The sequence below is a fragment of the Roseococcus sp. GW821-FHT12F05 genome (assembly GCF_058806835.1).
The window spans coordinates 1-24,822 of record NZ_JBXAQB010000022.1 but is presented as its reverse complement, the minus strand read 5'-3'; the positions used below and the strand labels follow the sequence as shown (position 1 = coordinate 24,822).

General features: G+C 64.2%; 28 protein-coding genes and 1 pseudogene. 11 read left to right on the top strand and 18 right to left on the bottom strand.

Annotated features, from left to right (window positions below; translation table 11 throughout):
- Positions 1-13 precede the first annotated feature (13 nt).
- From AC1ROY_RS32065 to AC1ROY_RS32015, 11 genes are all read right to left on the bottom strand, one after another.
- Entirely contained in the window at positions 14-343 is a 330-nt protein-coding gene (locus AC1ROY_RS32065; protein ID WP_493153017.1) for a hypothetical protein, read from the bottom strand.
- The gene (locus AC1ROY_RS32060; RefSeq protein WP_493153016.1) at positions 340-861 is read right to left on the bottom strand and encodes a hypothetical protein; all 522 of its coding nucleotides are present in this window, start codon (positions 859-861) and stop codon (positions 340-342) included. Before AC1ROY_RS32060 ends, AC1ROY_RS32065 begins: the two co-directional genes overlap by 4 nt.
- On the bottom strand, positions 858-1,454 hold the full coding sequence (locus AC1ROY_RS32055) for a head-tail connector protein (protein ID WP_493153015.1): 597 nt from the start codon (positions 1,452-1,454) through the stop codon (positions 858-860). Before AC1ROY_RS32055 ends, AC1ROY_RS32060 begins: the two co-directional genes overlap by 4 nt.
- A gap of 3 nt (positions 1,455-1,457) precedes the next feature.
- Positions 1,458-1,862, bottom strand: a complete 405-nt coding sequence (locus tag AC1ROY_RS32050; RefSeq protein ID WP_493153014.1) for a hypothetical protein — start codon at positions 1,860-1,862, stop codon at positions 1,458-1,460.
- Positions 1,863-1,901: 39 nt separating this feature from the next.
- On the bottom strand, positions 1,902-2,324 hold the full coding sequence (locus AC1ROY_RS32045; RefSeq protein WP_493153013.1) for a hypothetical protein: 423 nt from the start codon (positions 2,322-2,324) through the stop codon (positions 1,902-1,904).
- A 53-nt stretch (positions 2,325-2,377) separates the two neighbouring features.
- Positions 2,378-3,733 carry a phage major capsid protein gene (locus AC1ROY_RS32040; RefSeq protein WP_493153012.1) on the bottom strand — a complete coding sequence of 452 codons (1,356 nt, stop codon included), beginning with the start codon at positions 3,731-3,733 and terminating at the stop codon, positions 2,378-2,380.
- Between the two features lie 25 nt (positions 3,734-3,758).
- Positions 3,759-4,460 carry an HK97 family phage prohead protease gene (locus tag AC1ROY_RS32035; RefSeq protein WP_493153011.1) on the bottom strand — a complete coding sequence of 234 codons (702 nt, stop codon included), beginning with the start codon at positions 4,458-4,460 and terminating at the stop codon, positions 3,759-3,761.
- A 9-nt stretch (positions 4,461-4,469) separates the two neighbouring features.
- Positions 4,470-5,690 carry a phage portal protein gene (locus AC1ROY_RS32030; RefSeq protein WP_493153010.1) on the bottom strand — a complete coding sequence of 407 codons (1,221 nt, stop codon included), beginning with the start codon at positions 5,688-5,690 and terminating at the stop codon, positions 4,470-4,472.
- The gene (locus AC1ROY_RS32025) at positions 5,690-7,513 is read right to left on the bottom strand and encodes a terminase large subunit (protein ID WP_493153009.1); all 1,824 of its coding nucleotides are present in this window, start codon (positions 7,511-7,513) and stop codon (positions 5,690-5,692) included. The genes AC1ROY_RS32030 and AC1ROY_RS32025 overlap by 1 nt, the downstream gene beginning before the upstream one ends.
- Positions 7,467-7,916: a P27 family phage terminase small subunit gene (locus AC1ROY_RS32020; RefSeq protein ID WP_493153008.1), complete on the bottom strand. Its 450-nt coding sequence runs from the start codon at positions 7,914-7,916 to the stop codon at positions 7,467-7,469. Before AC1ROY_RS32020 ends, AC1ROY_RS32025 begins: the two co-directional genes overlap by 47 nt.
- Positions 7,917-8,085: 169 nt before the next feature.
- Complete coding sequence (locus AC1ROY_RS32015) at positions 8,086-8,418, bottom strand: HNH endonuclease signature motif containing protein (protein WP_493153007.1); 333 nt, start codon at positions 8,416-8,418, stop codon at positions 8,086-8,088.
- A 564-nt stretch (positions 8,419-8,982) separates the two neighbouring features.
- Here AC1ROY_RS32015 and AC1ROY_RS32010 point away from each other — a divergent pair.
- The gene (locus AC1ROY_RS32010; RefSeq protein WP_493153006.1) at positions 8,983-9,234 is read left to right on the top strand and encodes a DUF2188 domain-containing protein; all 252 of its coding nucleotides are present in this window, start codon (positions 8,983-8,985) and stop codon (positions 9,232-9,234) included.
- 187 nt (positions 9,235-9,421) lie between these two features.
- Here the strand turns inward: AC1ROY_RS32010 and AC1ROY_RS32005 are convergent, their stop codons facing one another.
- The 4 genes from AC1ROY_RS32005 to AC1ROY_RS31990 all read right to left on the bottom strand — a co-directional run bounded on the left by AC1ROY_RS32005 (position 9,422) and on the right by AC1ROY_RS31990 (position 13,923).
- Positions 9,422-9,964, bottom strand: coding sequence for a hypothetical protein (locus tag AC1ROY_RS32005; protein ID WP_493153005.1), 543 nt, complete (start codon positions 9,962-9,964; stop codon positions 9,422-9,424).
- A gap of 301 nt (positions 9,965-10,265) precedes the next feature.
- Positions 10,266-12,917, bottom strand: coding sequence for a DUF3987 domain-containing protein (locus AC1ROY_RS32000; RefSeq protein WP_493153004.1), 2,652 nt, complete (start codon positions 12,915-12,917; stop codon positions 10,266-10,268).
- Positions 12,914-13,405, bottom strand: coding sequence for a hypothetical protein (locus AC1ROY_RS31995; RefSeq protein WP_493153003.1), 492 nt, complete (start codon positions 13,403-13,405; stop codon positions 12,914-12,916). The genes AC1ROY_RS32000 and AC1ROY_RS31995 overlap by 4 nt, the downstream gene beginning before the upstream one ends.
- Positions 13,405-13,923 (bottom strand): hypothetical protein, encoded by a 519-nt coding sequence (locus AC1ROY_RS31990; protein ID WP_493153002.1) that lies wholly within the window; start codon positions 13,921-13,923, stop codon positions 13,405-13,407. Before AC1ROY_RS31990 ends, AC1ROY_RS31995 begins: the two co-directional genes overlap by 1 nt.
- A gap of 198 nt (positions 13,924-14,121) precedes the next feature.
- On the opposite strand from AC1ROY_RS31990, the gene AC1ROY_RS31985 reads away from it, so the two are divergent.
- Positions 14,122-14,295, top strand: a complete 174-nt coding sequence (locus AC1ROY_RS31985) for a hypothetical protein (protein ID WP_493153001.1) — start codon at positions 14,122-14,124, stop codon at positions 14,293-14,295.
- A 271-nt stretch (positions 14,296-14,566) separates the two neighbouring features.
- On the opposite strand, the gene AC1ROY_RS31980 is transcribed toward AC1ROY_RS31985, so the two are convergent.
- Positions 14,567-14,848: a hypothetical protein gene (locus AC1ROY_RS31980; protein WP_493153000.1), complete on the bottom strand. Its 282-nt coding sequence runs from the start codon at positions 14,846-14,848 to the stop codon at positions 14,567-14,569.
- 143 nt (positions 14,849-14,991) lie between these two features.
- On the opposite strand from AC1ROY_RS31980, the gene AC1ROY_RS31975 reads away from it, so the two are divergent.
- Complete coding sequence (locus AC1ROY_RS31975) at positions 14,992-15,699, top strand: S24 family peptidase (RefSeq protein ID WP_493152999.1); 708 nt, start codon at positions 14,992-14,994, stop codon at positions 15,697-15,699.
- A 93-nt stretch (positions 15,700-15,792) separates the two neighbouring features.
- Positions 15,793-16,044 carry a GlsB/YeaQ/YmgE family stress response membrane protein gene (locus tag AC1ROY_RS31970; protein ID WP_493152998.1) on the top strand — a complete coding sequence of 84 codons (252 nt, stop codon included), beginning with the start codon at positions 15,793-15,795 and terminating at the stop codon, positions 16,042-16,044.
- Positions 16,045-16,100: 56 nt separating this feature from the next.
- On the opposite strand, the gene AC1ROY_RS31965 is transcribed toward AC1ROY_RS31970, so the two are convergent.
- A complete protein-coding gene (locus AC1ROY_RS31965) occupies positions 16,101-16,493 on the bottom strand; it encodes a hypothetical protein (protein ID WP_493152997.1) in 393 nt (130 codons plus the stop codon).
- Positions 16,493-17,233 carry a phage antirepressor KilAC domain-containing protein gene (locus AC1ROY_RS31960; protein ID WP_493152996.1) on the bottom strand — a complete coding sequence of 247 codons (741 nt, stop codon included), beginning with the start codon at positions 17,231-17,233 and terminating at the stop codon, positions 16,493-16,495. Before AC1ROY_RS31960 ends, AC1ROY_RS31965 begins: the two co-directional genes overlap by 1 nt.
- 77 nt (positions 17,234-17,310) lie before the next feature.
- Here AC1ROY_RS31960 and AC1ROY_RS31955 point away from each other — a divergent pair, with 77 nt between their 5' ends.
- The 7 genes and pseudogenes from AC1ROY_RS31955 to AC1ROY_RS31925 all read left to right on the top strand — a co-directional run bounded on the left by AC1ROY_RS31955 (position 17,311) and on the right by AC1ROY_RS31925 (position 23,590).
- On the top strand, positions 17,311-18,003 hold the full coding sequence (locus tag AC1ROY_RS31955) for an Arc family DNA-binding protein (RefSeq protein ID WP_493152995.1): 693 nt from the start codon (positions 17,311-17,313) through the stop codon (positions 18,001-18,003).
- Between the two features lie 89 nt (positions 18,004-18,092).
- Positions 18,093-18,419 carry a hypothetical protein gene (locus AC1ROY_RS31950; RefSeq protein WP_493152994.1) on the top strand — a complete coding sequence of 109 codons (327 nt, stop codon included), beginning with the start codon at positions 18,093-18,095 and terminating at the stop codon, positions 18,417-18,419.
- Between the two features lie 88 nt (positions 18,420-18,507).
- Entirely contained in the window at positions 18,508-18,705 is a 198-nt protein-coding gene (locus tag AC1ROY_RS31945) for a hypothetical protein (RefSeq protein WP_493152993.1), read from the top strand.
- A 470-nt stretch (positions 18,706-19,175) separates the two neighbouring features.
- Positions 19,176-20,426 carry an nSTAND1 domain-containing NTPase gene (locus AC1ROY_RS31940; protein WP_493152992.1) on the top strand — a complete coding sequence of 417 codons (1,251 nt, stop codon included), beginning with the start codon at positions 19,176-19,178 and terminating at the stop codon, positions 20,424-20,426.
- A 313-nt stretch (positions 20,427-20,739) separates the two neighbouring features.
- Positions 20,740-20,940: pseudogene (locus tag AC1ROY_RS31935) on the top strand (IS1 family transposase); the annotation flags it as partial.
- A 697-nt stretch (positions 20,941-21,637) separates the two neighbouring features.
- Positions 21,638-21,766, top strand: a complete 129-nt coding sequence (locus AC1ROY_RS31930) for a hypothetical protein (RefSeq protein WP_493152991.1) — start codon at positions 21,638-21,640, stop codon at positions 21,764-21,766.
- Between the two features lie 165 nt (positions 21,767-21,931).
- Complete coding sequence (locus AC1ROY_RS31925) at positions 21,932-23,590, top strand: trypsin-like serine peptidase (protein WP_493152990.1); 1,659 nt, start codon at positions 21,932-21,934, stop codon at positions 23,588-23,590.
- Positions 23,591-24,822: the final 1,232 nt, after the last annotated feature.

Sequence of the window (24,822 nt, the reverse complement as noted above, 5' to 3'; positions counted from 1 at the left end):
TGGCCGCTTACCCTCATGCCCCGCCACCCCTGACCCAGAGCGTGTACCCGGCCAGCGTGGCGCCGACGTATCGCGCCGTGGCGCCCTGGACCGACCAGTCCTGCCCGTCGACCGCCAGCACGTCGCTCGTCTGGACGAGGCCAAGCGCGCCAGTGTCGCTGCCCAACGTCACCCGCGCATCGCCCTGCCTGACCTCGCCGATGATCTCCTGCGGCGAGTAGGCCACGAGGAACCCGCGCACCGTCGCCGAGGTGAACGTCGCGCCGGTGCCGACCCGCCGCTTCAGCACCATCGGCCGCCCCTTGGCCCGGAGCTGCCGGTCGATCACGCCGGAGAGGCTCATGCGAAGGTCTCACACTCAGGCTTCACTGCCGCGGTCACGCCGGCCCGCTTCGCTTCCTGGATCTTGCCGGCAACCTCGGCGGCGTGCTGGCGCGCGCGGTCGATCGTGAAGTAGCTGCGGGCGGTGGTGCGGCCCGCGTTGTTGAATTGGTCCGGAGCGGGCGCAAAGTTCCATGCCTCGCCGAACGAAGAGCCGAACCACCAGTGGCCGATCGGACCAACCTCGCCCCATGGCGCGCCTGCGAGGTCGATGAGGCGGTGCAGCCGGTTCGGCTCGGCATCGCCGAAGCTGAAATACCGGTCAACATCCGCCCCATGCAGAGGGTGGTCCTGCTCGACCGCCACGTAGACGAGCAGGAAGCCCGTGTAGGGATTCCGGATCACAACGCACGGCAGACCCGTCGCGCCGTCCAGCCAGTGATCGAGGTCAGGTTCGTCGCGCCATGGGCCCGGCGCCCACGACGATTTGTCGAGGGGCAGCGGCCAGCGGATGGCATAGGGCAGCAGGTTCGGGCTCATGCGAAGCTCCGGTACGGCTCCAGCATGCCGGCGACCTGCGGCAGGAGCGCCTCCATGCCCTCGCGCGGGTCGAGCCAGGAGGTCTGGCCCACGTCCTGCGCGGACTCGCTGCGGACGGATAGGTCGCGGCCCTGGCCCTGGTAGTAGGTGGTCACAAGGGTGATGCAGGCTTGGGTGACATCGTCCGGGATGGGGTCGAAACCGGCCACGTAGATGACGGTGACCTTTCCGCCTCGCCAGTCGATGCGGCAGTCGTTGGAGAGGCTCCAGAGCTGCCCCGCCCCGGTATCGAGTTCATACTCGTCGGCGGATATGGTCGCTCCATCGGCCACAACGCTGGTGACGCTCACCACCGGGTAGCGGCTGAGGTTGAAGCACTCGACCGCATCGCGCTGCCGGAACAGCTCCTGCACCGTCTCGCGCGCGAACACGCGCCGGCAGTATCTCTCGATGACCGAGCTGGCCGCCCGGATCATGCGCTGAATGGAAACGTCACCCTCGGAATCCGGCACGCCGAGCTCCCGCCGCACGGTCTCGATGTCGGCCAGCATTCGGCTGGTCGCCGGGACCGTGACTGTCAGGATGCTCGACATAGGTTAGGCCTTGGGGCCCTTGCCGGCGGGCTTCGCCTTGCCGTCCGCTGGCTGCCCTCCCTCCTCGGGCGAAGCCTTCGGTGGCGCACCCGGCACCGGAACGCCTGAGCCGAAGGCGCGGCGCGCCATATCGACCAGCGCCTCGTGGGACATGTTGCCGGCGATCACCGATTCCCCGGTGTGCGCACGGATCATCGACACGAGCTCATTGTCGCCCAGCGCCGACCAGTCGGGCTCGGGGTTGGGAGCCGTCACCTCTCCGCCCGACTTCTCGACATGGCCCGCCGCCTCCAAGCCGGCGAACACGTCGTCGGCGAAGTCGTCGACCTCGCCGACCTGCATCTGGCGCGAGTGGATCCCGTCGCGCGCGTAGGCAAAAGGCTTCTTGACCTTGGCTCGCACAGCCATGGCGTCCTCCTTGAGTTCTGGGGTTGAAGAAGCCGGCGCTTATGGCGTCGGATTGGCCAACGGAACCGTCGCGCCGTGGCCCAGGAGGGCGACCGCCGCGATAGGGATGTTCCCCGCATTGCCCACCGGCGTGACGGTCATGCGCACGTAGCGCTTGCCGCCGACGTAGCCGATCTTCCGGGTCTTGTTGTCGTCGGCGAAGGTGAACCCCGCCAGCGCCTCAGTCCCGTTCAACTCCTCGTCGGGCACCGCCACGGCGTCGGAGAGGTTCGCCACGTCGCCCGCCTCCACCAGCACGGTGGCGGTCGCGTCCGCGTCCGACAGCGTGCCGAGCGTGATCAGGAAGGCCAGACTGTCGAAGCCCTGGATGTCGATGATCTGGGACACCTGGGCCGTGTTGTCGGTCACCACCGCCGGGTCGATGGCCCGGCGGACAGCGATGTTGTTCATGATGTCGCGCATGTCTTCCTCCGATGAGGTTGTCGGCCAGGGCGCCGGGGCCCGGCCGGAGGGGGTCAGGTGGAGATCTTGAGGAGCTTCAGCGCCTCGAAGTTCGTGACGTCTCCGCCCACCCGCTTGCGCGTGTAGAAGAGGACGAAGGGCTTCGAGGTGTAGGGATCGCGGAGCGTGGTGATGCCAAGGCGGTCCACGATCGTGTACGCCTCCTTCCAGTTGCCGAAGGCAACCGGGAGCGCGCTCGCGGCCACGGCCGGCATGTCCGCAGCCTCACGCACCGGGTAGCCGAGCAGCGTGCTCGGTCGGCCCGATTCGAGGCCCGGGCGCCAGATGTACTGACCGTAGCTGTCCTTCAGGATCATCACCGAGGCCACGCTGGCGCGACGCATCAGGAAGGCGCCGCCTGCGGCGTAGGGCTCCTTCAGGGTGTAGATCAGCTTGATCAGCCCATCGCCGGTCACGGTGTTGGCGTCGCCGCTGTTCACCTGCTCGATGAGCCCGCGGGTCGTGCCATTCCCGTAGGTCAGGAAGCCGCGCGGCTTCTTCACGCCGTTGCCCGACACGAAGGCGCTGGCCTCCATGCGGCCGAACTTCGCGCCGATCTTGCCGCCAAGCCACGCCTCGACGTCGATGGAGGCGTCCTCCAGCAGCTTCTGCGTGACCTTCGGATTGGCGTACATCTCGTGCACCGGGATGCGCTGCACGCCGACCTGAGGGGTCGAAGTCTCGGGCCGCGATTCCGTCTCGCCCACCCAGCCCGCACCGGCCTCGCCGTCGTCGACCGGGTACTCGATGGCGTCCGTGCTGATGGTCTCGACGGTCGCGAGCTCGCGCAGCGGCGAGGTCTCGTAAATCACCGAGAGCGTGCGGCGCGACACCTCGGGCGTCACGAGATAGCCGCCATCCGGGTCCGAGCCGACCAGCATGGTCTTCATCTCGTCGGCGTTCAGCACCTGCTGGTCCCGGCGCAGGTACATCGGGAAGAGCTTGCCGTAGGACTTGATGCCCTCGAAATCGATCTTCTCGTCCGAGAGCATGTCGCGCCCGACCTTGAGCTCACCGCGGACAGCCAGGGACTGACGATGGAAAGCGATCGCCGCCTTGCGCTCGGCGTCGTCATCGCCGCCGGCGCGAGGCCGGTTCAGCTTCTTCTCCAGATCGTCGGCGCGGTCGCCGAGGCCCTTCACGCCCTTCTCGATGGCCGAGTGCTTCTCGGCCACGGAGGCGGACAGGGCATCGATCTGCGACTTGATCTCGGGAGCGATGGCGCCCTTGGCCTCCTCGGCGAGCTTGCGCACCGCTTCGAGGTCGCGCTGAAGGCTCTCCTTCAGCCCAGCGACGTTGTCGCCGAAGCCCTTCACCTCCTTGGTGATCTGCTCCAGCTGCTCAGGCGTGATGTTGCTTCCGTCCGGCATGGGGACGATCCTTTCGTGTCAGATGTCAGAGGAAGGCGGCTTTGGCGCCGCGCAGAGCGGCTAGCAGCCCGTTCGGATCAACCCCATCACCAGCGCCTCGCATGGCCTTCAGGGCGGGTAGCCCGCCGCGCACCAGCGCGCGGGCCTCGGAGCGGCTCAGCAGACCAGCGCCTCGCTTGGTCAGGGCCGCCTCGATCTCGTTCTTCAGCTCGTCGTCGGTCAGGTCGCCCGACTTCACCGAACCCACGCGCGCCTTGCCGTTCATCGGGAAGGTCACGATAGAGACCTCGACCAGGTCGAGTATCTCGAGCTTGCGGGCCGGCTCCGTGGGCCGGGTACCGCGGGTGAATTTCTTGGCGCGATAGCCGATACTCAGGCCATCCAGAGCGCCGGACTTCAGGCCTTCGTAGAGATACTGGCCGCGCTCGGTCGTCATTGCGAAGAGCTTGCCCTCGACCTTCAGACCTTTGGAGTTCTCTTCCATTTTGGTCCATTGGCCGATCGGCAGCATGTCGTCGGCGCCACCGAGGAAGCCCCCGCCGTGCTGCAGCAGCATGGGGGGCAATTTGCCCATCGCTTCCCATTCGCGCAGAGTGTCCTTGAAGGCACCCCGCTCGATCATGTCGCCGCCGTTGTCCAGGTTTCCGAAGACGGCGCCGTAGCCGCCGAATTCGCCGGTCTTCGCGTCGACGTCGTCGGAGGCAAGCTTGACCTCGATGTGGTCCATCATCACCCCCTATGGGTTCGCAGGTTCGGGAGACGGTTCAGGCGCCGGCGGCGTCGGCTGCCCCCTGCCCCACTCCACCTCGTCCATGTCCTCGAAGCCGCGGACCTCGTTGATTTCCATCCAGGCCGGAGACCCGCCGGAGCCGAGGGCTCGGGCGTAGAATTCAGACCGATCCTTGGCCGCGCCGCGGAGCAGCTCGGCATCGAAGAACTTCGCGTAGTGGCCGTCCGCGCGCTCCTGCTTCGTCAGCAGGGACCGGTTGATGGAAGCCTCGATGCGGCGGTGCCACGGGCGGGTGGTATGGACCACGTGTGCGAGGAACATCTGCTCCGCGCTGGCGTAGGTTGGGGCCTTGTCCCCGCTGTGCCCGACCATGATGGGCAGCACGCCCATCGCGCGGCAGTTCTCCTCAATCTGGAAGCTGCGCGTCTGAAGATGCTGCGCGTCCACGCCCGACATCGAACTGGAGATCCACTTCGCGGCCCGGTCGAGAATGAGCGGCGTGCCGGCATTCTCCACGCCGGTGTATTTCTTGATCCAATTCGTCAGGCGGGCGTGCTGTACGTCGTCTAGGTTCCCGTCGACGGAGTAGGCACCCGTGGTCTGCAGGCCGTTCTTGTGGAAGCGAGCGTGCGACTGCTCCAGCACCATGGAGAGGCCGATGGCCTCGCGGGCCAGGTGCACGGCCTCCATGCCCATGTAGCCGTTCCAGGCTGCGCCCCGAAGATGCCAGACCGAGCCAGCGGGGATCTCCTGCTTGGTGCCGTCGTTGCCGCGGACCCAATACCGGATGGTCCAGTCCTCGTTCTGCTTGACCTCCCAGCGCCCGGGCTCGATCGGGATGAGCTCCACGATCTCGCCGCGCACCCGGTTGATGTAGCTGAAGGCATTGCGGCACAGCGCGAGGTGGAAGCCCAGCGTCTCGCGATACTGCACCGAGTCCTGAAACTCATTCGGGGCGACCGACAGCACCTGGTGAAGCGAATGCTCGTCCGCCACGACCCGACGGCCGTCCTTGTCCTTGCGGAGTATTTTCAGCGGCACCGTCGAGATGCCGTCCGCGATGACTTGGGAGCACCGCAGGATCGTTGTGACCTCCAGCGCCGTCTTCACGTTCACGGTGACGCCGGACTTCACCTCTCGACCGCCGAGGATCTCGCGCAAGAGGTCGAGCGACGAGCTGGACTTTCCCTCCCGTCGGAAGGGGTTCAGGCGCGACAGGAACGACATCACGCCTCCTCAAATTCATCCGTATCCCAGAAGGAGCGCTTGCCCGCCGGGCCCGCCGAACCGATCGCCGCCCCCAGCGCCATCGCAATGGCGGTCATCCCATCGATCCGCCCGCGGCTGCGCTTCTTGTCGAACCAGCGGTTTCCCTGGCCATCGCTGTTCAGCGTCGAATTGGCCGAGCACCACCGGGTCACCGGGCTGTCATCGATCTTGATCGAGCCGTCGGAGATCTGGTCTTCCAGGGCCTGCACGGAGCGCGGCATCCACAGTTGCCGCTCGGAGAACAGTCCTCGAGCACCCTGCGCATGGCGGATCATCATCAAGCCGGAGCCGGATGGTTCCTCGGGCCCCTTGAACTCCCAGACCGGAAAACTCGCCGCCTCCGCCTCGTCGCGGAAATCCTGGAAGTGCGCGAGGTCGAAAGCCAGGGCCTTCACATCGTGCTTTGCGACCAGATCGCGAACGGCGCCGACGATGAATCCCATCCGGATCGTCTGTCCCGGCACCGCATTCAGCGAGCCATCGCTAGCCCAGGTCAGGTAGGGCGCCTTATCCTCAGCCGTGGCCGCGGCCAGCGTCGCCTTCGGCTTCCAGTAAAAGACCTTGGCTCGGTAATGCCCGCCAGGCAGCCGCCAGACCGCGGCCAGAGCCGTGAGGTCGTTGCGCTGAGAAGGATCGATGCCGAGCCAGCACGGGTTCCCCCGCATCTCGTCCATGTCGACCTTGGTCAAGGTCGCGTCCCAGAGATCCTCGTCGATCCAGTACTCGGAGGCGCCGACCGGCACGCCGAAGTAGAGGCGCAGGGTCGCGTTGCGCTTTGAGGCCAGGCCGCGCGACTTGTTGATCTGGGCGCGCATGTTCCCGATCGGGAAGGTGATGCCCAGGGCCGGTAGCGATTTCGTCCAACTCGCCTCGTTGTTGAACGGATCGTCGCCCGGATCTGTGCGGGCGATGAAGGCGAAGGTCGTATCCTCGACAAAGATGCCCTTCACGATGTTCTGGCAGTTCTCCGAGTACTCGGTCGCCACCAGCTGGTCCGCCGCCGGCGTATTCGTGCCGAGGCACATCAGCGGATCGCCCGGCATCTTCATGATCGCGGCGTCCCAGAGTTCGATGGCATCCGCCGTCTTGAACTCGTGGATCTCATCAGCGGCGACCATCACGGGGCGGGGGCCGGATACGCTGTCGCCGTCTGCGAGCGCGGTGAACGACGACCCGCTGTCCGGGTGCTCGATCTTCCATGCCATGTCGCCGGTGCCGCGGATCAGCACCTCGCCGCGTGCCTCGAGCGTGTCCCCGTCCTCTTCGCCGGGGATCTGCGCGCGGCACATGCCGACCGCGTCCTTGAACAGCACATTCGCCTGCTGCTTGCTGCCGGCGATGGCGTAAACCTCGGCACGCCGAACGCCGCACCAGCCCATCTTGTACAGGCCGATGCCAGCCATCAGCGGCGACTTCGCCTGACCCTTGCCTGTCTCGAACCATGCCGTCCGGAACCGGCACAAACCGCTGGCCTGACGCCAGCCAAAGAGGTTCCCGACCGCGAAGAGGTGCCAGGGCAGGAGGTGAAAGGGTTTCCCCTCTAGTTCGCCGGCCGTGATGGTGAACACCGCCGGGAAGAAGTTGATCGCCTTCCGCGCTAACTCCGGACGCCAATGCAAGCCTCGCGCCGGCCCATCGCGCAGATCACGCAGATGGCGCTCCGCCGCGTGCCGCACCAGCTCGCCAGCGATGATCCGCCCGGAGACGACATCCTTCGCCCAGGTGGTGGTGGGGTCAGCCTCGGGAGGCGGGCTTGAGGTAGTCGTCGGCCGGCGTGGCACGTTTGGCCTTCCGTTGCGCCTTGCCCGCCGCGGCGCGTCGGCGCGGGTTCAGGCAGAGCTCCATCTCGTGGGTGGTGGCATCGCCGTCCGCCTGCCGCATCTCGACCTGCCAGAGGCTCAGCATGGGGACGCCCGTCTTCGACTTCACAACGGCGCCATCGGTCATCACCATCACGGCAGCCGCATCGTATCGGACATAGGCCAGCACTAGGCGCTGGATCGCGTGGCGGTTCACTGGGGCCAGCGTGCCGGCATCGCGCAGCTCGCTGGTCACCCGGCCCCACTCCCGATGAGCCATCGCTCGAAGCTCGGCGTGGCGCTTGTCCTCACGGTCCGGGATTAACAGCTTCCAGTCCGGCTCCTCGACGTCCGCGCCAGGCCCCGTGACGACGTTCAGGGTCACGGGCAGCCTCCCGAAGGGCCCATACCCCCCCGACGGTTTCCGGTGCCGGTGAAATTGGAGGTCCCCGAACGGTCCAGCCCCCATGCGCCCCAGAGATGGCATGCCCCCTCCCCCATGCCGGTGACGCATGCATGCGTGGAGCGCTTGGCTTGGCAGGTGAGGCCTGCCGTCATGTCGTGGCTCGCGCGCGGCGCCATGGATGTTTTGGATCGATCGGTCGTCCGGTCGCGTCGCAGCCTCGGAACGTGATCGAGCCTGCCGCGTGGCCAAACCCGCCGTCCTTTCGGGCCGTTTTCTCGGAGTGGTGGGAATGGCAGAGGGCCATGAAGTTCCGCGGGTCCAGAGGGGCGCCGCCGCGGCGTCGGGACACCCGGTGGTCGACGTGCTTTGTCGGCTTACCGCAAGTCGGGACTTCGCAGTGCGGGTGAGTGGCGATGAAAGCCTTGCGGGCCGCGAGCCACTCGGGACTGCGATAGAACGGGTCGATGGTCTTCGTCGCCATCACCGCCTCCGCCACACCGGCCCCTTTGTCGGCGCCTCGAATCGTTCGCCAAGCTTAATTGCCAAGGCATCCACCATCCGGCACGCTGAGGCCGGGGGAGCGATGCGCGGATCTGCTATCGGCGTTATACTGGGTGCAATTGGCTTCTTCACGCTTCTCGCGCTGTGGGGCGACAAACTGCCGTCGGGTGCAACGACGTTCGACGTCTGTGTCCAGCGCGGCGTCCACTACTATCGGGGCATTGATTCTTTCCCGCGGCTTTCGGGTGAGCGAAGCACCGTGGATGTGGTGCGTGAGAGATGTCGCCGGAGCCTGATGGCCTTCCCGCCCTAACCCGGGCCAGGAAAGGCCCAGTGACCTATTGGCCCCGGGCGGTCTAGCCTCTTACCGCCCGGAGGCCCCGACCCCGCACCCTGTCTGGTGCCCGGGAGGAGCGCCAGGAGCCGCCGTCCTGACGGGCCATCATCGCCTCCGTCACATCGGCCTGACATCCCTCGTCGTGACTGCCATGGCGACGGACAGGCAATCGAGGCGTTCATGTCGGGAGCTAAGGAGGCTCGTCCAATGGCACAGCAACCGCCCCGCAAGGTCTTCCACTCCACGCCCAATCCGAAAGGGGACGGCTGGATCGTCCAATCCGAGGGCAGGACTCTGAAGAAGCACGGCACCCAGAAGGAGGCGGAGACCGATGCCACCGCTCGAGGGCGCAAGGCTCAGGATGGTGGTGGGCTCGGCCAGGCGGTGCTCCATAGGGCCGACGGGCAGATTCGCGAGGAGCGAACCTATGGCGCCGACCCGGAGAAGTCGAAGGGCTGACGCACGACTGGCAATGAGCCGCGTGTTGGAACGGCGCTGATGTTGGCGTCGGGGGCGCTTGATGTCGGTGGTGACGTTGATGGCTGGGAGCATAGCCACGCTCTGGATACGAAAACGCCCGGTCACCTTTCGGCTCCGGGCGCGTCTGTCGAGATTGACGTTTTGTGGTCTTAGATGCCGCGTCGTGTCAAGCGGCTTTTTTGTCCGGCTTTCGATAGTGCTCGACCAGTCGGTCGAGGGCAGCCGTGAGATATCCTGCTGCACGATCACGGTGCCAGCCCTTGCACTCGGCCCAACCCTCGACAGTTCCGGTCGAGAGTACGCACCAAGCGAGGGCGGCGGAGAGCGAAAGCCCAACGGCTTCTTCGGCTCGACGATAATCGGTGATGCAGAACAGCTGGACGTTCGGTAGGCCGATCGGCGCCGGCCGATTGGAGCTGATGCGGTGGAAGGAGCGATCCTTGGCGCCCAGCACCCCCATCTCATACGACATCACGAAGCGCGTCGCGGCGTCGTGCTGCTCCTGCGTTATCACCTTCTTGGCGAGCCAGACATCGGGCAACCACTGAACCCGAGCTCGCCGAATGGTGCGATCCGGTGCAGCAGGATCTGCATCGAAGCCTACGACCAAGTCACCGCGCTTACGGCGGATCTCGGGGCCAAGGTCACTGACGATGGCGGCAGGGTGAGTGATGACCGCACGAGTTCGATTACGGCGACGAGCGCTCATGCTGCTCTCCTGCTGATGAAGGTTGAAGAGACGCAGTCCCTCGACAGTTTTGTCGCAGTTGTCGCTGCCTTGTCGCGGCCGAAATGGCCCGGAAACCCAAGGAATCCGCTATTGTCGCAAATGTCTCCTCGCGCGGGTGCGAGGAGAAAGGCTGAGGATAGGTGGAAATATAGAAAATAGGGGCTGAAACGCCTTTCTGCCCCATGCGCGCGAGGAGACAATTGCGACATCGGCCTTTTACCTGGGTTTCCGGGCGATTTTTGCTGCGACACCCCAGAGACAACTGCGACATTCTCGTCGGTCATGCCTTGGCTTCCTTCTTCCGCCGGATGGTTTCGCCAGTCTCGTGCTGCGCCTTGCGGCGCCGCTCCGCCTCAGCCGCAGCTTGCTTCGCGAAGACGACCGCCAGTTTCGGGTTGACCTGCCAGGCGGTGACCTCCTTCGCCGCATTCGATGGTGGCTCGGCCCGTAGCCATCCCATGGTGTCCAGGGACTGCATCACCTGCCGCAGCTCCCGGTGGTGCTCAGGGGCCCGGAGTTGCCCGTATGCGCGGGTCACGTCCCGCATGGTCACGCGGCCATCTTTCAGGATCTCCTCTCGGGAGAGGATGAAGCCCGCGACCCAGCGTGCATGACCCGTCTGCGGTGTAAGGAAGAGCAGCGCCTCGGCCCGTAACAGGTGGGGGAGCAGCACCTGCTCCATGTAGGCAGCAGCCGTTCGAGCGGCTTGTGGAGATAGGACATTCAGAACGGGGCTTGGCTGGTTGGACGCTCGGCAATCGGCAATCTCGACCAGGTGGAAGACCAGAGCGAGGCGCGCAAACACGCCCGGCCACTTCGCGAGCGTGGCCTGGAGCCGCGACGTTGCGTCCGGCCAGGCTGCTTGGAGCTTCAAGGTCGCGTTGACCGAGGCTCTGATCTTCTGCGCCTCAGCGTGAAGCACGACGACTTCATGCCCAGCATCGTCATCGTCGCCCCAGGCGCGGGTCGCTGGTCGTAGCGCCGCCAATGCCGGGAAGAGGCTTTGATAGCGCCGTAGCGCCTCCCGGTCTGGGCTCCGGTCCTGCCCGTCCGTTTGGCCCGCCGGCAGGCAGAAGAGGAACCGCTGGAGCAGGCCATCGTCGTCCGCGTCCTTAGCGATGCGCTGGATCGGCTCGGGCTGGATACCGCCCAGGATGCAGGCCGACCAGTTCGGGACGGCGAAAGCCCCTCGCCCTATACGGTCGATCACATTTCGGCCGCCGTTGAAGAGCTTCAGGTAATGGCCACGGTCGCCGCCGCCTTTGCCACCGGCGTTGTATCGGTCCATGTCCCCGATCCAGCCGGTCATCTCGTCCTGCCGGATCATGACCTTGCGCGCCGGCGCCGTCTGGGTTGCCTGGAAATCGTCCCGCAGAACCTCCGTCAGCGCCTCGATCGTGGTCCCCTCGACCAACCATCTCTCGAGCTTCGGTTGCGCGGGGTATTCGCTCTTGGGCTGCCCCTCTTCCTTCAGCTTCTCGCATTGCGCCGCCCAGGCGCGCATTCGTGATTCGTGGTCCTTCCTGGCCTTCTTATCCATTCGGTCGATGGGCGACGTGCAGGCCTTCAGCACCGGGGACTTGAGGTACGACGGCGGCGCGACCATGGCGCCCCACAGCCGAGGCTGTTCCTTCCAGGTATCGTCGTGGACTTTCGGCTGCACGGACCAGTCATCCGTCAGCACGCTCGCGCAGGCGACGATGGTGCAGAGGGCCACGCTTGCCGGGTCAGTGCCCATCCTCGCGGCCGTGTCGAAGACGAAGCCTGCCAAGACCTGCGGCAAATGATCCGGGCGGAGCTGACCGGATGCAGGATTCTCGGCATCGGCCAGGAAGTCGATAGGGTCTGGCCACTCCCCGCCAGGTGCACTTCCTGGGGCCCCGCCTTCGCCGCTGGTCGCCGATCCTGCCGGCCGCTCGCCGAGCTTGGCTCGCGCCGTCGACACCGCACGGGGAATATCGTCGTACCGTGCTTGCCAGCGCAGCGGCGTATAAACGCCCTCCTTGATATCACGGGTTGCTTCGGGCACCGCCAGCATCAGGCCGCGGAGCATCAGCACCGCCTGCCCATCCGGCACCCCTCCCTTGAGGAACCGCATGGCTAGCGTCGCGATCGGCCCGTGGTAATCCACGCCCGACACCAGCACCTGAACCAGATCGGCCGTGTCCCTGGCGTCGCTGGGCTGCTCAGAACCGCCGCCAGAGGTTCGTGCGCCGGCGGTCTGCCGCTCGTCTATCCCCGCCGCCGCAGCCGCCTCCAGGAGCCGCGTAAGCGACTCATGCAAGTCCAGCTCCTGATCGTCGTTCAGCGCTTCGATCCGAACCAGCCGAGGCGCGCCCTTGCGGTGCCAGCTCCCTGGCCAGCGGATCGGGTGAACGATGGGCTGATTGGTCGTGTCGCCGCCGACGAGGAGGGAGGCCAGCCGCCGGGCACGCTTGAGCGCCGCATGGTCGACCGCTTCTCGCGTCGGCTCCGTCAGCCTCCAGTGCAGATGGAGCTTCGGTTGCAGCTCTCCTGTGGACGGGTCAGGCCATTCCCCACCCGATGCGACGACTACTGTCGCGAGCCCCAGCAGCTGTTCCAGCTTTGCCCGGGCCTCCGTCGGCCGGGCGTCGCATTCGACCGACAGAGCGAGGCCGTTGGCGAGGTCAACTTCCCTCGCTTGGTTCGGATTGGTAAACGTCGCCGCCGGCGGGCAAAACACCACTCGGATCGGCGCGTTCGCCGCCCGGAGCGCAACGCCTATGCAGCCCCTGATGAGACCGTCGAGCGAATCTCCTATGAGCGACGCCGAGTTGCAGAAGACGCTATTCGTCTGCTCCTCGAAGGCACGGATGCTCGCGTAGGAATCCGCGTCGGCGTAGCGGAAGAGAGCCCGCGCGAATTGTTCGATCGCGGCGCCGTCCGGCTGGAGGGGAGGCTGGGCGTTCATCCGGCCACGGCGACTCCGTGCCGCGAGTTGAACCCAAAAAGCGCGATCAGCGCAGCTTCGGCCCTACCGTCATCCTTGACGCGGCTGAAATTGTTGACCGCAAAGCCAGGGAAAAGCTGCGCCGCTCGCATCCTCGCCGCGCCCTTATCCGCGGGGATTCGGCTGTTCCTTTTCCAGGCCTGCGGCGTTACCAGCGTGACCGGGATGGACAGGCCTGCCAGCACACCTTCGATGATTCCCGCCGACTTCCCGAACGCGAATGCTCCCGCTGAGCCATCGGTCTTCATGGGCCCGACGTTCTCGACATAGGCGTGGGTGGGCAGGAGATCCCGAAGCAGCCCCGCAAGCATCGGCGCCGAGACACGCCGTCGCTTCTTCCCGCTGACCTCCACGACCACACCGGGCATATCTTCGATGCAGAGGAGATCGCCATCCTCACCCATCCAGGCGAGCGCGCCACCGGCACCAGGGTCGATGCCGACGATCATCACTGCATCACCGTGCCGGCCGGCGCTGGCCGGTACTCGCCCATGTGGAGTGGTGCGCCAGGCGGCGTCTTCAGGACCAGGCTATGGGTGCTGGGCGCCGCCCTCTGCTTGAGCTCGACCCACGCCGGGAGATGGTCGCCGCGGCATTCAACCAGCAGCAGGCGCTGGTGCATGACGGCCGCCTGCACAGCCAGGACATAGTGCTCCGGCATGCCGCCGGTGCCGTGCAAGATGATATGCCCGGCCCATCGCATGAGGCGCAGCGCACGAGGGAAGCCCTCGGGCCCGGTTGCGTTCAGCCCGTCGCCACCCAGGACGACGATCAGCGGTTGGGGGTTCTTCTGCATGTCCAGCTGCGAGAGCGGGAAACCCTGCCCTGGCCCCACCATCAGCAACCGCACCAGACCCTGTTCGCAGGCCCGGAACATGGGGATGGACCAGGTCGCCCCGGCGCGCTCCGCCTGCGCGATCAAGGTGGGGATCATCTCCCGCGCCGAGCGGTCCATGAAGTTCTGCATGTCGTGTTCCTCCAGGAGGCGCTGCACGTGTCAGGGCGTAGGGAGCAGGCGGGGGATCTGCGCTACTTGGGGCGCTTCTCGGCCTCTTCGGCCCTCTTCAGGCACCATTGGCCCGCCTGGGCGACCCAATCCATCGCGCCGTTGCCCGCCCCCGCAATCCTCAGCAGGGCCGCGCCGAGGCAAGCCCAAATCCATTCCATGGGTGTCCTCGATCTCTTTCAGGTTGAGCTGCGCGCGAGCGATGCGCTGGCGCAGGATCTCGGCACGCGCTTGCTGCGCGGCGATGTACTCAGCTGCATCGATGCGGCCGGCGGTTCCTTCAAGCAGGCTACGCGCGCGTCGCTCCGTCACGCCGACCTTGCGCGCGAATAGAGCGAGCCCCCGCTCGCGGCCGAATTCAGTGGTCCACTCTTTGACAGCCGCGCGGGTAGAACTGGCCACACTGGCGGCGAGATCCGACAACTTCATGATGATGCTCCATGTGAAAAAGGGGCATGGACGCACCGACTTTCACTCGAACAACGGCAATCCAGGGCGCAGCGGCGGCAACCGTCTGCGCCCTCGTTCTGCTCGGGCAGAGCATGAGCAAGCCGCCAGGCCTCCTCGGTTTCCCCGCAGCGTGTGCTGATGGTGGGCCACAGCATCACTGCGCGCTTTCCACTGGTTGGAGCGGCGCCCGCCGCCCGTTTCGGTGAACGGGCTCATTCTTCCCGGGCGTCGACCCGGAGCACTTGGCGGCGGCCCGCGGCTCGTCCTGCAGCACGAAGAAGTCGTTGGGGGTCACCTGCCCCCCGGAGATCTCGTGGATGAGCGCCATGACCTTCTGGCGCGGCCTACGCCACTTGTTCCGCCAGCGATTCACGGTGTTCTCGGCGACACCCACCTCGCCCGCGAGCACGGCGTTGGTGCGGCCAGTCGCTGCCATCCAAGCGGAAAGTTCCATGGGCAAATGATACCACTACGGTATCGTCAGTGACAATACCGAAATGGAGCGAGACGCGCGAGGAGGCAAACCGTATTGGTATGCCTATGTCGGAGACACGGAAGTTCCCGAACCGGATCAGAGAGTTGAGGGAGGGCCGCAACTGGTCAGCCACTCACCTTGGCCAACTCGCGGGTGGTATGGCGGGCCCGACGATCACGCGCCTGGAGACGGGCGAGCGTCGCCTTAAGCACGACCAGGCGCAGGCCATCGCGCAGGCGCTGGAAGTGAGTGTCGAGGCGCTGACGGCGAGCGGCGGCGCGCCCCTGCCCGCTTCGCAGCGACCGTCTCAGCCGGCGACGAATTCACCGCCCCCACCGAATGCACGCCTTGGCAGGGAGGTCGATGTACCGAGCCGAAGCGCCATGCCTCGCGACCTCCCGATCTATGGGACCGCCGCCGGCAGCGAAGGGGATGGGGCGTTCTTCATCAATTACGGGGATGTGGTGGACCGCGCCTATCGACCGCCGAGCCTGCTGGGCAACACCAAGGCCTATGGGCTCTACATCGAGGGCGTGAGCATGGTGCCGGCCTTCGACCACGGCGCGTTTACCGTCGCCGATCCCACGAAGAAGGTCAGGCCAGGCGACAACGTGGTCGTGGTGATCCTCAATGGCGACGACGAACACGCCGAGCGGATGGCCTACGTGAAGGAGTTCGTGAAGCTGACGCCCACCGAGCTGCATCTCAAGCAGCACAATCCTGCGAAGGCGCTGACATTTCCGCGATCGCGCGTGGTGCCGGAGTCGATGCACCGGCTGCTGACGATGGCCGAGCTGATGGGGGTAGGGTGACCGTCGCCAGCTCCGACCGGACGGAAATTTTCTAGTGCCGTCAACTAAATGCGCGAGCTTGCCGTTGTGGGATTCACACACCGGAGATATCCAATGGAAAATGCTGGCGTCGGCTGGATTGCAGCCATCATCATTGGCGGCTTGGCGGGCTGGATAGCTTCCAGCTTCATGAAGAGTGACACCGGCCTGCTCCTCAACATCATCCTGGGGATGGTCGGAGCGGCGGTAGCCAGCTTTCTGTTCGGCCTCCTCGGCGTTTCGTTCGGTGGCTGGCTCGGCTACCTCATCGCCGGTTTCCTCGGCGCCTGCATCCTGATCTGGGGCGCGCGAGCCATTCGGCGCTAACCCCGGCCCCCACCCCGCGGCGCCGGTTCCGATCAAGCGGCACCGGCTTCGCGGAGTCACGCCGCAACGCCCAGGTCCAGCAGCAGGCTCCTGCACAGTGCGTCCGGCAGGCCAAGCGCGGCGGGGCACGGGAAGACATTGTGCTCACCCACGATCTTCGCCTTGAGCCGGATCTCGGCCACGCTGCCGGCCGGAGTGTCGACCAGCTGCCGCACCAGGCGGGCGCTCTCGCCGTCGATCGCCTCGATCCCGGTGAGGTAGGCTTCGCCACCGGCCGTACGCCCAAGGCCGAACGGCACGGCATGCAGGCCGAACAGGGCGTCGCGCTCGGCCGACAACACGTCAAGCCGGCGCACGATCTGCTCGACGGTGGTGATCGTCGCGTCGGCTGCTGCGGGTATGGCCAGTGCCGGCGCCGACAGGATGATCTCGCGTCGCGTCGGGGGCATCAGAGCATCCCTCCGGGCGAGGAGGACGGCATGAGCTTGGCCAGCTTGGCGAGGCCCTTTGGCGTGACCCGCACCTGCTCCACCACCTTCTCGGACCCGTCACCCCGCAGGACGGTGGTCACCTTGTGCTCCAGGTCGCCCGCCTGCACGCGGCTCTGGTAGCCGAGGTAGCTCTGCGCGCCGGCCCGCTTGTAGATCCAGTGGTGCTGCTGCAGGAAGCTGAAGAAGTCCTTGGGACGCACCCGCAGCGCCTTGGCGGCCTCGGTGCCGCTCAGGCTGCCGTCCGCCGTCGCGATGCGGTCCAGCGCCTCGGCCTTGGGCGTCAGCGCGGCGTTCTCCGCCTCCAGCGCCAGGACCTTCTCCGAGTAGCTCAGAAGCAGGCCGCGCATCGCCGTGGGGTCGTTGAGCTTGCGGAGCAGGGCCGCGTCGCTGCCCTCGCCGCGCTCGTAGGCGTCGAACCGCTCGATGATCTCGATCGTGATCTCCGTCGCCGCCGCCGTCTCCGACTTCGCCGTGAGGAAAATCGCCTGCTTGCGGTTGAGGTAGAACTCCTCGGTGGGCCTGCCTCCTGAAGGGGTGGAGGTTTTCCCCACCGTGGGGAGAACGCCCATCGCCTCCAGGCTCTCGGCGTGCCGCCTGATCAGTTCCCTGATCTTCGTCTGCTTGGCGAAGCCCAGACGAGCAGCGAGATCCAGGTCCCGAATGCGCGGCTCCCCTTCCACCAGGGACGGCGCGAGCACGATTTGGCTCTGGTTTTCCCCAAGCGGGGTGCTATCTGATTTGTCGGTCATATCGACAGGTTCTCTCTGTTGATGTGATGGCCTTCCTCCCGTTGCACCGGGGCTCGGCCAGGTTGTCCGGCGGTGGGCTAAGCCCTCGAAGCTTCGCCCACCGTCCGGTCGCCGCTTCCGCGGTCATCCAGGTCTCGATCGCGCATCAGCCTGACAGCTACTTCCTGCGTGACGCTGCGCCGTTCGGCAGCAGCCTTCGCTTTCAGCCAAACCATCGTGTCGTGCGGAATGCGGACCCGGAGTTCTGGCTCGTTCCGAGCCATCAGTGCCTCCTGAATGTGTGGAGTTTTATTCCACACCGTGCGGTCTTGCTCGTCAAGCGTCATGTGCGGCATCTGTGTGGAATGGCACGCGATGATCCTGAAATCCGATTCCGCTGCCCTCCGGATATGAAGGAGCAGCTTGAGGCCGCTGCCCGCGAAGCGGGTCGAAGTGTCAACGCTGAGATTGTCCACCGACTTGGCCTCTCGCTGCACATGCGGCGAGCCGAGGAGGTGTTCACGAAAGCCGCCACCTTCGGCACTTTGGAGATGATGCGAGACCCGGCGCTCGGTGAGGCGATGATGACCGTGTGGGAGGACATGCGCAAAAAACTGCCACTAGATGCCCTCGAAGATACCGCGGCACGGGTCGTCGAAGTTATCAAGACAGTGACGCCTGACGCGCACCCTTGGCCCGCAGCCTCCCGCGTTCGCCGCCGCCCCGCGAAGAAGCCCTGACCCGGCCCGCTGCGTTCCCAGAAATGATTCGACAGCTAGGCGCCTGCTCAGGCCTCCTTCTCGGAAGGACGCAATAGAGGAGAGCCGCCTTGCCTGACGAACCTGGTGGAAAACGCCCGGTCGAGGCCATCCCGAGCGTAGAAGGAGGCGTTTCGGCAATCGGCTCCGCCAACGCTCCGCTGCTGCATTTTGAGGAAGCTCCAGCGTTCGGTGTGCTGAATGGCATTGTCCGCATAACCCTGACGGCTGGACGCCTGATACCCGACGTTCAGGCCGGCAAGGTTCTGACCGATAGCGTGATTGTGGCCCACCTACGGACAAACCTTCTTGGCGCGATCGGCCTTCGAGAAGCGCTCGATAAAGCCATAGAAATGGCGAACCAGTCCGCGGCTGAGCCACCAGCCACGCTCAATTGAGAGCCACCCAACCCTGCCGTCGCCGGCGAAGGGCTGACCCTGTGAGCGAGCCCGCATATGCTGCCCGGAGCATTGAGGACCACCGCACATGAACGTGGAAGCACATCCCGACTACCTAGACTGGAAGCAGGCAGAACGTCGGGTGTCGGATGCTGCCATCCGATTTAGAGCCGCGCACAAAGGCGGTCTCCGCGAGGAGATGGACGCGGCCACCTTGGAAATTGAGGAAGCAGACCTTGCGTTAAAGGAAATGGACGCGAAGCTGGGCGTCGAAGCTGCCCAATAGCCTAGGGACAGCGGCGCCAGGCGCTACGTAGTTTTCCTGATTCCTATCATAAGTTAACGGCGCTCAACCTCCCATTGCGGCCATCGAGCCGCCAATGAAAAGGGAGGCTCAAATGCCGAAGAAATCGCCATGGCATTCGATTAAGCAGTCGGTGCACCACGACAACACGAACTGCAACACCGGCAACAATATCGAATCAGAAAACCTCCGGCAGGGAGCTGGTGGGAAACCACTTTGTTCCGAGTGCGCAAGGCTGGATAGTCAGGGCCGCTAGGGCGGTCGCGCCGGCCGGAGCGAGCGGTGGGATAGGAGCCTGGCTGGATCACCAGACACTGCCGCAGGGGTATCGGGTGCCGAAGGGGGGAGCAATTATTTGGCCGCGTCCGGCATTCCCCCCAGGGCGGCGGATTCTGCTTGAGTTTACCAAGTCGGGGCATTAGTTGGGCAACTCACCTAGGGAGTTGCCCAACTTGGCGAGGCGCACAATCACTCCCGAAGAGGCGTCGGCAAAGAGGTTCGAGGCGAGCCAAATTTTCACGCCTTCAGCGCCGATTGCCGTGGCCGAGCTGTTTGCTGGGCGGCAGATACAAGCTCAGAAGATTGTCGACGCAATAGCAGAGCGTGGACGGCACGTGATCCTGTTTGGAGAGCGCGGGGTCGGGAAATCTTCCATGTCCCAAATCGTCCCTTTCTTCATCCCCCGCGGGAAGAGAGAGGTAAGGCATATCCGGGTCCAGGCTTTTCCTGGAGATGATTTCTCGGCAGTTGCAAAGAGGATCTTTGCGTCCATCCATTTCGAAGCGGATTATGGTGAGGGGAAGAGGGCTTATAATGTAGCAGAATTTTACGCTGGCGGCGTTACCATTGATGATTTCCTCAATGAAATGAAGGCGTTCAACGAGGCCGAGATACCATTAATCATTATCGATGAATTTCAGGAGATACAGGACGAGCGCACATCTGTAATCATCTCCAATGTAATTAAGGCGCTGTCCGACACCGGTAGTAACGTCACCATAATTGTCGTGGGTGTGGCCTACAACGTCTCGGATTTGATCGAGAAGCACGAATCGATCAGCCGGTGCACGGAGCAGATACACATGCCTCGCATGGTTGCTGAGGAGCGGCGAGAGGTTCTTGATCGGCGCCTTTCGCAACTTGGAATGAGCATATCGGGCGATGGAAAGTGGAAAATTATCAATCTGTCGAAAGGGCTGCCTGCATATGTGCATTCTCTCGGCAAGTTCGCTGTATTTTCGGCTCTCGAAGATGGGCGCCTCAACGTCGTTGAAGATGATGTCGATGAAGCCATTAATGATGTCCTTCAATCGTCCCAACAGACGCTTAAAACCGCTTACGAGATAGCGATTCGTAGCAATCAGGCCAGGGCGCTATTTCGGCACGTGCTGACGGCCTGCGCGCTCGCCAAGGTCGATGATGCTGGATACTTTATGCCTGCGTCAGTCAGAGAGCCTCTTTCAAGTATTCTTAAGAGAGGCATTGAGATCGCTAATTTTCAGGATGCGCTTCGTGATTTCGTTGAGCGGCGCGGCGGGATACTGGAACGCACAGGCGAGCCAAGATCATATCGATTCCGCTTCGCAGATCCTGCGATGCAGCCATATGTCATTATGCGTGGAGTGAGGGACGGGATTGTCGACGAGAAGGCGAGGCAAGCGCTGTCGTCTCCCGAACAGCCTGACCTCTTTCCCGGAGAGTAACTCAGCGCTTGCCTGCCCTGACTACCGGCACCACCACCGCCTCATCCCCGCGCGCCAGGATCCCCTCCGCCAGCAGCAGCTGATCCTGCCGCGTCGAGGATGCACCTCACCCGCCGGCCTTCTGGTCACGCCTCATCGCGGCTTCCAGCGCGAGTGCCGTCCGCTGCGCCTCGTCCTCGCCGCCGATCCCGTCAGCGAAGATGAAGCCTCCCCCCCATAGCCCGACACCACGAGGATGTGCCAGGTCCGTCTAGACGTCGTCCGGCTGAGGGGGGCCGTCGAGCTTATCGAGGAAACCGCGCTGGGCGTCATCCACGCCCACGCCCTGGCGCTCTACTTCGTGTTCTACAACTTCGCCCGCATCCACAAGACGCTGCGCTGCTCGCCCGCGATGGCTGCCGGCGTGTCGGATCGGCTCTGGTCCATGGATGATGTTGTGGCGCTGATCGATGCGCGCGAAGCTGTGCCGAAGAAGCGCGGCCCCTACAAGCCGAGGCAGATCGTGGCGACCTAGCAGCAGATCCGCGCGGCGCCGCGCCGCGCCGTCAGAACTATCTTGGAACAAACCCGTAACGCAGACCTCTGGTAACCATGAAATATACTTCGCCATCACGATAGATATCATCGCATCTTCTACTTCCGTTGTCGAACCGAACACAGACCCGTCCATCTTCGACAGAATAAATCCCCGGCGAACGTCCATTCCAGGTATATGAACCGTCTGGCCCGTAATATGCCTCCCAACGACCCCCCACCATCACAGTCTTGCCTGATATTACATTGCGCAATTCCGCTGCTGGAACCGGGACGCCGTTGGCGTGTGCGCACGCTGATGTGTAGCCGACAACAATAAGCAAGAACCATGATTTACGAAGCATATCGTCTCCTGCAGGTTGCTGTTTGACAGGAGCTTGCAGGTCGAAAATTGAAGCCGCAAGCAATTCCCGCTACAGCCCCAACGGCCCCCTTAGGACTTCCCGAGATCGCTCGTTGTCGCCATCTGATCGACGATGGCGAGAATGGTCGCCTGCGCAGACTTCAAACTGAGACATTACCGACGATCGAGATTGGTCAACAAGGTTGGAAGGAGAGGCTCATCATCGCGGGTCTTGGCGATGATGACGTGTTAGCCGGTCTCGGGATGGACGATCCGCCAAAGCGGCTCAGCGCGACCAGTGGGGCCGGGACCGACCCCACTCTGGATCCTTCAAATGGCGGGCTGGGCGGCATTACTGGCCGCAGTGCCATACGGCCTGCTGACTTACGTGCTGGCAGGAAACTGGGTGGAGCGGAACCGCTTCGCCTTCCTGGATCTCGCGGCATTCATCAACTTGGGCTGATTGATGATCATGGCGGTTGTAGCGTGGAGAGCACCGCCCGGTCGGCACACCGCCAGGGCTGATGTAAGTTGCCGCCCATCTTCCGCGGACAGTCACCCCACCCTGGAAGGCACGGAGGAATCGCGAAGGAGCACCGGAAATTTGTATTTGAATAATAATCAGCCCATGATCGCGCGATTGATTCTGGAGATTGCGATGCGGGGGCTGAAGACTGGCGTCATTCTATTGAATTTCCTGCTTCTGGCGGGATGCGGCGATGATAACCGCGCGACTTCTCACCTCAGGCTTCGCCTGAATGCATATCAAAATCTTGTAGCAGGCGACGCGCAGCTCGATGCCGGGCGGCCAGTGCAGGCCGCACAGGAATTTGCGCGCGGCACGCTGGTGCGAAGTGACGGCGATCAGGATTGGCGCGCGCTGCTATATCAACGCAGGGCGACCGCCAGTGCCGCGCAGGCTTGGGCCCAACTTGTTGCAGGAAATGTGGCTGCCGCTCAATCCCGGTACGCTTCGCTTATCAGCACCCTGCAAACGGATGAAGCCGCCCATCAACAGGCGGTCGAATCTCGTCATCGCGGCGGCGTCGCGATGAACATTGGGATCGCTTTGCTGGGAGGAGCGTCCGGTATCCTATCCGCCGCGGGCGGGGCGGCTCCGCTCACGCTGATGGGTTCGCAGTCCATGCTGTCGATCGTTCAGGCCCAGGCTCCAAACCGCACCAGCGACTTTGCGCGGGGGCTTCTTGGACAGGGCGCCATCGAACGCGAAGACGGAGTGCGCATGGTAGCCCTGCCCGCGACCGGGCCGCTCATGACAATGGGCAGACTTCTGTTCAAAGAGGGTCGAGAGCACGGCTTCTGCTCCGGTGCTCTCGTAGGGCCCGCGCTCTTCCTGACCAACGCTCATTGCGTCGCTGGCCGGGATCGAAACTGGCTCCCGGCCGCAACTTTGAGCGTGCAATTCGAAGGTCTTCGCTTCCCCGATCAGGTCCAGGTGACCCGCATGCACAGCGCGAGCCCCACGAGATGGGATGGCCGGGCGGAGACCGACTGGGCTGTTTTGGAACTGGATCGGCATCCTCTCGGCCGCGGGTACCTCGGCTGGCTGGCTGACGGGGCCGCGGAACGTCGGGCACCCGGGCGGAACCTCGCGCTTGCCGGCTATTCGTCGGACATCAATGACGGTCGCTTCCTCACGCTCCACTGGGGCTGCAGTTCGCTTGCGGGAGCGCGAGGGCTCTTCGTGAACAACTGCCGCGCCTGGCCCGGCTCGTCGGGAGCGCCCGTCTTGGCAATCGATGAAGGGGGTGCCGCCCCGGCCTACATCGTCGGCTTGAACTCCATGGGTCTGGCAGAGGATCGACTTAATCTCGGCGGGGGACCGACAGCCTCGCAGTTTGGTCCGACAATTGCGCGGCTTCGCTCTTCGGCGGCAAGACACGCCGAACTGGGAAGAAGCAACAGTCGGTTCGCCGTCGAAGGCGGAAGAGCGTCTACGCGAATGATCGATATGGCATTCGCCCCGGCAGGCCGCTGTCAATTCGCGGGCCGCTTCCTGGCCAGTAGAGGGGCCGAGGAAGTCTCGGTGGCCGGTAATCAGATTGAAGCCAGAGGTGTGTTTCAGGATCCGTTTGGAGTGTTGGCGACCTACACGCGAAATGGCTCCATCGCTGCAGATGGCCGAACGGCGGAGACGGTCGAGGACTTTCACAATGGGTTCTGGACGACGTCCGCCCGTCTTCACATAGAGGAGGACGGCGACACCGTCACTGCTCCGACGGAGGAGATGCTCTACTACCGTGTCGCCCCCAATATCTGCCGATAGCCCAGTCATATTCCGCTGTTCGGGAGCGCCAAAGTGCGATCTCAGGATCTCAGAGCCCATCCGCGAAGTTTTGATTTAAGATGAGGGTTTTGCTGCGAGGCGGCGGAGCATGATGCGGATCATGGCCATGCGGACGAAGGCGGCGGCGATGCGGCAATGCCGCTCGAAGTCGAGGGCGTCATCTTCGCGCCGGGCCTGACCCCGCTCTGGTGATCCAGGCGAGGGGGGTTAGGTGCCGGCCGTTATCCGCTCAACCCCAGCGCCACCGCGAACGCGATGATCGTCAGGATGATGACGATCATGGAGAGGCGGAAACCGGACATCAGGGGGCTTCTTCTCGTGGCGGGCATGGTTGCCATACCAACAGTCGGCCAAGAATCCCATGGGCCGAGCAACATTCTCAATATTGTATAGTATCCAAAAATACTCTCGCTTCCGCGTTACTTTTGTCGACATAGAATCTTTAATGGACATGCGGAGTCAATCCAAATTGTCAATATTAAAGGTCCGAACATGTTTCGCAGAGTTCTTTTATCATTAATCAGCTTCTCGGCCCTCTCCGCTGCCGCAGGGGCTCAGACACCCGCCGATATCCAGTCGAGCGTGCCGCGGGGCGGCCAGGACCTGTCCACCATGGGGCAGGCCCATCCTTCGACGAATCACGCGCCACAGGGCTTTGCCGCGGAGCGCCTGGCCAGGGCCAAGCGCCAGGCGGAGTTCAATCAGAACTTCTCCGGCACGCCACTTCGCCCACCCGGGCTGGTGCAGCGCGCACCCAATCGCGGAGGCCGGTCGAATGGCGCGCTCTGAAGATCCGATGGGCAAGTCATCGGAAACGCCGGCACCAGGCGTCGCGCTACCCGCTTCGCGAGTCCTTCGGACCGGCAGGCCAGAGGAGGGTGCGCCGCAAAGCGATGGCTGGATGGCCCTCGTTTCACTGGCACTGCTCGTCGTCGGCATGCTCGGAGTGAGCTACGTGATCTTCTCGCTCTAACAGGCATCTACCGGCCGGGGAGCGATCCCCGGCCAACTTCTTCGAGTGACCATTTCCTCTGCTGCGACCTCCAGGTCATGGGCAACCTGAAGGTTCATCCAGAAGCGCGGTCAGGCAGACGCAGTTGCTCGCGCCCTCTATGCGAACCTGGGATGCATGCAACCTCACCTGCCATGGTATCGCAAAGGAGGGCGTGCGGTTATGCCGCAGCGGGGCGCAGGCGCGTCCAAGGGGGCCG

Coding starts and splice junctions, on each gene's coding strand:
- AC1ROY_RS32065 (WP_493153017.1), bottom strand. CDS start 343: ATGAGCCTCTCCGGCGTGATCGACCGGCAGCTCCGGGCCAAGGGGCGG.
- AC1ROY_RS32060 (WP_493153016.1), bottom strand. CDS start 861: ATGAGCCCGAACCTGCTGCCCTATGCCATCCGCTGGCCGCTGCCCCTC.
- AC1ROY_RS32055 (WP_493153015.1), bottom strand. CDS start 1,454: ATGTCGAGCATCCTGACAGTCACGGTCCCGGCGACCAGCCGAATGCTG.
- AC1ROY_RS32050 (WP_493153014.1), bottom strand. CDS start 1,862: ATGGCTGTGCGAGCCAAGGTCAAGAAGCCTTTTGCCTACGCGCGCGAC.
- AC1ROY_RS32045 (WP_493153013.1), bottom strand. CDS start 2,324: ATGCGCGACATCATGAACAACATCGCTGTCCGCCGGGCCATCGACCCG.
- AC1ROY_RS32040 (WP_493153012.1), bottom strand. CDS start 3,733: ATGCCGGACGGAAGCAACATCACGCCTGAGCAGCTGGAGCAGATCACC.
- AC1ROY_RS32035 (WP_493153011.1), bottom strand. CDS start 4,460: ATGGACCACATCGAGGTCAAGCTTGCCTCCGACGACGTCGACGCGAAG.
- AC1ROY_RS32030 (WP_493153010.1), bottom strand. CDS start 5,690: ATGTCGTTCCTGTCGCGCCTGAACCCCTTCCGACGGGAGGGAAAGTCC.
- AC1ROY_RS32015 (WP_493153007.1), bottom strand. CDS start 8,418: ATGGCGACGAAGACCATCGACCCGTTCTATCGCAGTCCCGAGTGGCTC.
- AC1ROY_RS32010 (WP_493153006.1), top strand. CDS start 8,983: ATGGCACAGCAACCGCCCCGCAAGGTCTTCCACTCCACGCCCAATCCG.
- AC1ROY_RS32005 (WP_493153005.1), bottom strand. CDS start 9,964: ATGAGCGCTCGTCGCCGTAATCGAACTCGTGCGGTCATCACTCACCCT.
- AC1ROY_RS32000 (WP_493153004.1), bottom strand. CDS start 12,917: ATGAACGCCCAGCCTCCCCTCCAGCCGGACGGCGCCGCGATCGAACAA.
- AC1ROY_RS31995 (WP_493153003.1), bottom strand. CDS start 13,405: ATGATCGTCGGCATCGACCCTGGTGCCGGTGGCGCGCTCGCCTGGATG.
- AC1ROY_RS31990 (WP_493153002.1), bottom strand. CDS start 13,923: ATGCAGAACTTCATGGACCGCTCGGCGCGGGAGATGATCCCCACCTTG.
- AC1ROY_RS31985 (WP_493153001.1), top strand. CDS start 14,122: ATGGGTGTCCTCGATCTCTTTCAGGTTGAGCTGCGCGCGAGCGATGCG.
- AC1ROY_RS31980 (WP_493153000.1), bottom strand. CDS start 14,848: ATGGCAGCGACTGGCCGCACCAACGCCGTGCTCGCGGGCGAGGTGGGT.
- AC1ROY_RS31970 (WP_493152998.1), top strand. CDS start 15,793: ATGGAAAATGCTGGCGTCGGCTGGATTGCAGCCATCATCATTGGCGGC.
- AC1ROY_RS31965 (WP_493152997.1), bottom strand. CDS start 16,493: ATGCCCCCGACGCGACGCGAGATCATCCTGTCGGCGCCGGCACTGGCC.
- AC1ROY_RS31955 (WP_493152995.1), top strand. CDS start 17,311: ATGGCCTTCCTCCCGTTGCACCGGGGCTCGGCCAGGTTGTCCGGCGGT.
- AC1ROY_RS31945 (WP_493152993.1), top strand. CDS start 18,508: ATGAACGTGGAAGCACATCCCGACTACCTAGACTGGAAGCAGGCAGAA.
- AC1ROY_RS31930 (WP_493152991.1), top strand. CDS start 21,638: ATGGCGGGCTGGGCGGCATTACTGGCCGCAGTGCCATACGGCCTGCTG.
- AC1ROY_RS31925 (WP_493152990.1), top strand. CDS start 21,932: ATGATCGCGCGATTGATTCTGGAGATTGCGATGCGGGGGCTGAAGACT.